This window comes from Mycobacterium sp. SP-6446, from assembly GCF_001954045.1.
In the GTDB taxonomy this organism is placed as follows: domain Bacteria; phylum Actinomycetota; class Actinomycetes; order Mycobacteriales; family Mycobacteriaceae; genus Mycobacterium.
The window spans coordinates 1-566 of the sequence record NZ_MBEM01000008.1 but is presented as its reverse complement, the minus strand read 5'-3'; the positions used below and the strand labels follow the sequence as shown (position 1 = coordinate 566).

The following is a 566-nucleotide window of genomic DNA, read 5'->3' as shown; positions in this document are numbered from 1 at the left end:
GAGTCGCCGCACCTGTGCGTTGCCCTGGGCTCGCATCGCCCGCAAGAAGGCGGTCAGGTAGGGATAGTCGCGCATCAACTGTCCGTACTCGTCGAGCACCGCATCGAGCCGATCTACGACGTGATCGCCGTCTGCGGCGGCGGCACGCAGCCGGTGCGACACGATCTGCTCGATTTCCTCGCCGGTCGCATTGAGCAGTTCGGATTTGTTCGGAAAGTAGTGATACAGGCTGCCGCTGGTCATGTCGGCCGCGCGGGCGATTTCGCGGATCGTCGCTTGCGAATAGCCGACCTCGGCCACACACCTCATGGTTGCGACGATGATCCGCCGGCGCGTTTCCTCGCCACTGGCGCCCACGGGGCGGCCCAGCTGTGTTCGGGTCATGGTGGGTCGGGTCCTCACTGATATGTGGTCGAATATATTCGACCGACCAACGACTTCCGGCTCCCGCGGAGGTGCATGACCGCCACGCCGTCGCAGCTCGGGCGTCCGGTGGGCGCAAACGCCGAGCAGACTCGCCGACGAATCATCACCGCGGCGATGCGCTGCGTGGGCGAGGTCGGCTA

1 protein-coding gene and 1 pseudogene are annotated in these 566 nt (G+C 65.4%); one reads left to right on the top strand and one right to left on the bottom strand.

Annotated features, from left to right (window positions below):
- The coding region (locus A5736_RS00840) for a TetR/AcrR family transcriptional regulator (protein WP_139333045.1) at nucleotides 1-384 on the bottom strand (384 nt) is incomplete at its 3' end.
- 75 nt (nucleotides 385-459) lie between these two features.
- On the opposite strand from A5736_RS00840, the pseudogene A5736_RS26605 reads away from it, so the two are divergent.
- Nucleotides 460-566: pseudogene (locus tag A5736_RS26605) on the top strand (TetR/AcrR family transcriptional regulator); the annotation flags it as partial.